This window comes from Paracoccus sp. (in: a-proteobacteria), assembly GCF_039808215.1.
GTDB lineage: Bacteria > Pseudomonadota > Alphaproteobacteria > Rhodobacterales > Rhodobacteraceae > Paracoccus.
In genome coordinates this window covers 1-5424 of record NZ_JBDHSP010000120.1, presented here as the reverse complement: position 1 = coordinate 5424, position 5424 = coordinate 1, and the positions used below count along the sequence as shown (strand labels likewise).

Genomic DNA, 5424 nt, shown 5'->3' with positions numbered 1-5424 from the left:
ATTGGGTGAACGCGATATACGGACGACGACTCCGGATCACAAGTGTTTTGTGAGCCCGCGCCCGGATTTTTTTGCGGAGCCCGATCGGCATTTTTCCGGAAGCGGCCGGCGGGGAAAACCCTGCGCCGGCTATGGGTTAGCGGAGGCCGCGAACCGCTCGCTTCCGTCATGGTCGGGCTTGTCCCGACCATCCACGTCTTTGCTGCTCGAAGGGCGTGTTCAAGACGTGGATGCTCGCCACAAGGGCGAGCATGACGGTGCGGCCCTAGATCATCGCGCGTCCTACCGGACGCGGCAACGATGATCTATCCCATTGGCGGAGCATCGGATTTTTCCGAAAAGTGGATTCCACTTTTCGGTCCGATGCTCTAGCCGCGCTTCTCGCAGAATCGGATGCGGTTGCCGAACGGGTCCGGCACCTGCAGCGTGCGCCCGCCCGGCCCGTCCTCCTCGATGCCCGGCCGCGAATAGGGATAGCGCTTGCCCAGCAATTCGGCGTGGAGCGCGTCGATCCCCTCCATCCAGACGAAGACGGTCGAGCCGGGGCTGGCGTCGCCGTGATGCTCGGAGAGATGGAGCCGCAGGCCGGAGCGCGAGACCTGCATGTAGAGCGGCATGCCCGGCCCGAAGCGGTGCTCCCAGTCCGGCGTAAAGCCGAGGAAGTCGCGATAGAACTCCCTCGCCTTGGCCTCGTCGAAGATCCGCAGGACGGGGATGCCGGTTTGCAGGCGCACCGCCCCGGCATCGGCCGGCGCCGCCGCGCCGATCTTCGCCGCCAGCACGTTCCAGTCGTCGCAGCCGAGCTGGCGGGCGACGATCTCGAGGGTCTCGGAATGGGAGAGCGGCACCTGCCGGGCGGCCATGGCCTCGCGCAGGCACTTGGCCATCAGCTTCGCATCGCGGAAATCGCGCATCGTGGTGATCCTTCTCGCTCGGACGGTGGGATCGGGGCTCGCCTTGCCGATATCCGTCCGCGAGTCGATCGGGATCGGGACAGGAACAATAAGGATGCGTTCACCTTGCCCTTGCGGGCGCGAGCGGCAGGCCGCATCCGGCCGACGGCGAAGGTCGCGGCATCTTCATCCCCTGTCAATGCCGGCCGCCCTAGACCGGCCTCATTCGATGGCGTTAAGTCGCGTTTTCCGCAGATGTTTCGCGGATCGCGAGGGAAGACGGACCAGGCATGACCACGACAGACCGCCGCCGCGTCCTCAGCGGAGTTTCAGCCGCGCTCTGCCTGTCGGCGGCGCCCTCCGTCCTGCTCGCGCAGCAGCCCAAGCCGCAGGGGCCGCCGCAACCGCCGCCGGCCCCGCAGAGCGCCGCGCCCCAGCCCAAATTCGGCTTCGAGGACGTGCAGCGCCGCGCCCGCGAGATCGCCGCCGTCCCCTACGAGCCAATCGCCCCCCTGCCGGAGGCGCTGGCGAAGCTCGACTACGATTCCTGGCGCGACATCCGCTTCCGGCCCGAGCGGGCGCTCTTGGCGCAGAACGGCTCGCTCTTCCGCATGCAGATGTTCCATCCGGGCTTCCTCTTCACCCGGCCGGTCACGGTCAACGTCGTGCGCGACGGCGTGCCGACGCCGGTGCCCTATGCGGCGAACCTGTTCGACTACGGCCGGGTCAAGTTCGACAAGCCGCTGCCGGTCAATCTCGGCTTCGCCGGCTTCCGGCTGCACTATCCGCTCAACGATCCGCGCGTCTTCGACGAGCTGATCTCCTTCATCGGCGGCAGCTATTTCCGCGTGCTCGGCCGGGGCCAGCGCTACGGCTTGTCGGCGCGCGGCCTCGCCATCGGCTCCGGCACGGCGAACGAGGAATTCCCCGTCTTCCGCGAGTTCTGGGTCGAGACGCCGGCGGCCGGCGCCGAGCGCATCGTCGTCCACGCCCTGCTCGATTCCGCCGCCGTGACCGGCGCCTATCGCTTCACCCTCTATCCCGATCTCGACACCGTCATGGAGATCGCGGCGACGCTCTATCCGCGCACCCCCATCGAGAAGCTCGGCCTCGCGCCGCTGACCTCGATGTTCTTCACCGGCGAGAACGACCGCCGCTTCTTCGACGATTTCCGCAGCGAGCTGCATGATTCGGACGGGCTGATGATCCATTCCGGCAGCGGCGAATGGCTCTGGCGCCCCCTGCGCAACCCGAGGCAGCAGGCCGTCTCCTCCTTCGTCGAGCGCAACCCGCGCGGCTTCGGCCTGATGCAGCGCGACCGCACCTTCGAGCACTACCAGGACCTCGACCTCTCCTACGAATTGCGGCCCTCCTACTGGATCGAGCCGCAGGGCGACTGGGGCGAGGGCGTCGTCGAGCTGATCGAGATGCCGACCACCGACGAGACCAACGACAACATCGTCGCGCTCTGGACGCCGAAGGCGCCGCTGGAGCCGGGCAAGGAATTCTCCTTCGCCTACAAGCTGACATCGATGCTCGATTCCGCCGACCTGCATCCCGGCGGGCGGGTGGTCAACACCTACCAGGCCAAGCCCAAGGCGCTGGGCTCGGGCGAGCCGGTGACGGCCGGCTCGCGCCGCTTCATCGTCGACTTCGCCGGCGGCGACCTCGACTACCATCTGAAGCAGCCGGAGAAGGTCGAGATCGTGCCCTCGATCGCCTATGGCCGGATCGACCGCGCCTTCATCGTGCCCAACCGCAAGACCGAGGGCTTCCGCGCCTTCATCGACGTCGTGGTCGAGCCCGGCCAGCTCGCCGAGATGCGCGCCTTCCTCAGGAGCGGCGGCAAGGCGCTGACCGAGACCTGGAGCTACCCCTGGCGCGCCGAAGCGCAGGAATGACCCGAAGGAGCCTTGCATCATGGACGTCGTCGAGAACGCCGGCCGGAACCGTTTCGAACTGTCGCTCGACGGCGGCACCGCCTTCGTCAGCTATCGGCGCGACGGCGACCGGCTCGTGCTGGACCATACCGAGGTCCCCCCGCAATTCGCCGGGAAGGGCGTCGGCTCGAAGCTGGCGAAGGGCGTCTTCGAAGCGCTGCGGGCAAGCGGGCGCAAGGCGGTGGTCCGCTGCGAGTTCCTCCAGGGCTGGATCGCCAAGCATCCCGAATACGCCGACACGGTCGAGGGCTGAGGAATCCCGGCCCCGTCATTCCGGACCAGCCGCGAAGCGGCGCCGATCCGGAATCCATCGTAGAGTTCGGCGCCCTGTGATGGATTCCGGGTCGAGCCCGGAATGACGCCCTTCCGTCTCGAGGCCGTGCACTTCAGCCGCGCTTGCCCGCGGGCTTCCTGGCCGGCGGTTTCTTGCGGCCATAGAGCTCGAGGCGATGGCGGACGAGCTCGTAGCCCAGCTCGGCGGCGATCCGCCGCTGCAGCTCCTCGATCGCATCCGAGGAGAACTCGATCACCGCCCCCGTGTCGACGTCGATCAGATGGTCGTGATGCTCCTGGTCGGCGTGCTCATAGCGCGAGATGCCGTCCTCGAAGGCATGGCGCTCGATGGCGCCCTGCGATTCCAGCACCTTCATCGTCCGGTAGACGGTCGAGAGCGACAGCGTCGGATCGAGCGCGAAGGCGCGGGTGAAGATGCCCTTCGCGTCGGGATGGTCGTCGGCCTCGGCCAGCACGCGCAGGATCAGCCGCCGCTGCTGCGTCATGCGCAGGCCCGCGCCCTTCAACTGGCTCTCGAAAACGGCGATGCGCCGGTCGGTTTCGCTCATGCCCTGCCATAGCAATGCCGGCGGGCGATTGCAAAAACGGCTAAAGGAAAATCATTCTCGTTTGCAATAATGATATGGCTAAGATTCGGCAGCGATAAGGAGACGTCGAATCGATGCTCAGCCCGGAACGAGAAAGACGCGGGTCATCCCGGGCTTGACCCGGGATCCATGCCTGAACCTTGTCGTAAGCGCTCCGGCATGGATCCCGGATCTCCGCTTCGCTGCGTCCGGGATGACCCGCGTTTCGATCGAAGCCCGGCCCGCCTACGCCCGAAGATCGCCCGCCAGTTCCGCCACCAGCGCATAGGAACGCTTGCGCTTCTCATGGTCGAAGATCGGCGCCGCGATCATGATCTCGTCGGCGCCGGTCTCGTGCAGGAAGGCGCGAAGCGAATGCTTCAGCGTCTTCGGCGAGCCGACGAAGGCATAGCGCAGCATCTGCGAGACATGCGCCTTCTCGGCCGGCGACCAGTAGCGCTCGATATCGTCGATCGGCGGCTGGAGCTTGCCGCGCGCGCCGCGCACCATGCCGACGAAGCGCTGCTGCATCGAGGTGGCGAGGTAGCGCGCCTCCTCGTCCGTCTCGGCGGCGACGACGTTGATGCCCGGCATCGCATAGGGCGCCGCGCATTGGGCGGAGGGCTTGAAGCGCGCGCGATAGACGGCGAGCGCCTGCATCAGCGCATCCGGCGCGAAATGCGAGGCGAAGCTGTAGGGCAGGCCGAGCTCGGCGGCGAGCTGCGCGCCGAACAGGCTCGATCCGAGGATCCAGAGCGGGACGTTCAGCCCCTCGCCCGGCACGGCCCGGATCGCCTGGTCGGGCGCCGCGGGCGCGAACAGCGCCTGCAATTCGAGCACGTCCTGCGGAAAACTGTCGGCCGCCATCGGGCTGCGGCGCAGCGCCCTCAGCGTGAGCTGGTCGGTGCCCGGCGCCCGCCCGAGGCCGAGGTCGATGCGGCCCGGGAAGAGCGATTCCAGCGTGCCGAACTGCTCGGCGACGAGGAGCGGGGCATGATTCGGCAGCATGATGCCGCCGGCGCCGATCCGCATCGTCGTCGTGGCGGCGGCGAGCCGGCCGATCACCACCGCGGTCGCGGCCGAGGCGATGCCGACCATGTTGTGATGCTCGGCCACCCAGTAGCGCGTGAAGCCGAGCGCCTCGGCATGGCGGGCGAGATCGATCGATTTCATCAGCGCGTCGCGGGGCCCCTCCCCTTCGACGACGGGGACGAGATCGAGGACGGAGAGCGCGACCATGGCGGCCCCTGCTGGCTGAAACCGGGCGAAGGCCGGCGGGATGGCGTGGCCTCACCAGATGGGAAGGTCGGGCGGCCCGGTCCAGAGGCCGGCGGTCATGGCGCGCCTGCGCCGGCGTTCTGGCGGAACGGCGGCGGCCCTGCCGCGTTGCTCTCGATGAGAGCAGCCATGCCGAGGGAGCGATCATGACGACCACCGCCAATCCGGCCAGGGAAAGCCTGCGCAAGGAGCAGAAGGAACAGCGCAAGGCCGAGCGCGAGAAAGGCCCGGACGCCGAGCTCGACGAGGCCCTGAAGGAGACCTTTCCCGCGAGCGACCCCGTCGCCGTGCAGACCCCGACCAAGCCCGGCGCCAAGACGAAAAAGCCGGCCTGACAAGACCGCTTCGGTCTTATGCCGACGGCCATCGAGGCAGACCGCCGTCATCAACTCAGTTGAGAGTTTGAGTTTCGTAGCCTTGCGTTGGCGATGACGATGATTTTTCGCATGAGGG

6 protein-coding genes are annotated in these 5424 nt (G+C 67.5%); 3 read left to right on the top strand and 3 right to left on the bottom strand.

Features of this window, described 5'->3' with window-relative positions; genetic code table 11:
* Positions 1-368: 368 nt before the first annotated feature.
* Positions 369-914: a glyoxalase superfamily protein gene (locus WMK75_RS18130; RefSeq protein WP_347268987.1), complete on the bottom strand. Its 546-nt coding sequence runs from the start codon at positions 912-914 to the stop codon at positions 369-371.
* Positions 915-1183: 269 nt separating this feature from the next.
* Here WMK75_RS18130 and WMK75_RS18125 point away from each other — a divergent pair, with 269 nt between their 5' ends.
* Positions 1184-2794: a glucan biosynthesis protein G gene (locus tag WMK75_RS18125; protein ID WP_347268986.1), complete on the top strand. Its 1611-nt coding sequence runs from the start codon at positions 1184-1186 to the stop codon at positions 2792-2794.
* Between the two features lie 19 nt (positions 2795-2813).
* Positions 2814-3086, top strand: coding sequence for a GNAT family N-acetyltransferase (locus tag WMK75_RS18120; protein WP_347268985.1), 273 nt, complete (start codon positions 2814-2816; stop codon positions 3084-3086).
* 133 nt (positions 3087-3219) lie between these two features.
* Here WMK75_RS18120 and WMK75_RS18115 read toward each other — a convergent pair whose 3' ends face one another.
* Positions 3220-3675, bottom strand: a complete 456-nt coding sequence (locus WMK75_RS18115) for a Fur family transcriptional regulator (RefSeq protein ID WP_347268984.1) — start codon at positions 3673-3675, stop codon at positions 3220-3222.
* A 264-nt stretch (positions 3676-3939) separates the two neighbouring features.
* Positions 3940-4932, bottom strand: a complete 993-nt coding sequence (locus WMK75_RS18110) for an LLM class flavin-dependent oxidoreductase (protein ID WP_347268983.1) — start codon at positions 4930-4932, stop codon at positions 3940-3942.
* Between the two features lie 185 nt (positions 4933-5117).
* On the opposite strand from WMK75_RS18110, the gene WMK75_RS18105 reads away from it, so the two are divergent.
* The gene (locus WMK75_RS18105) at positions 5118-5306 is read left to right on the top strand and encodes a hypothetical protein (protein ID WP_347268982.1); all 189 of its coding nucleotides are present in this window, start codon (positions 5118-5120) and stop codon (positions 5304-5306) included.
* The last annotated feature ends 118 nt before the right edge of the window (positions 5307-5424 follow it).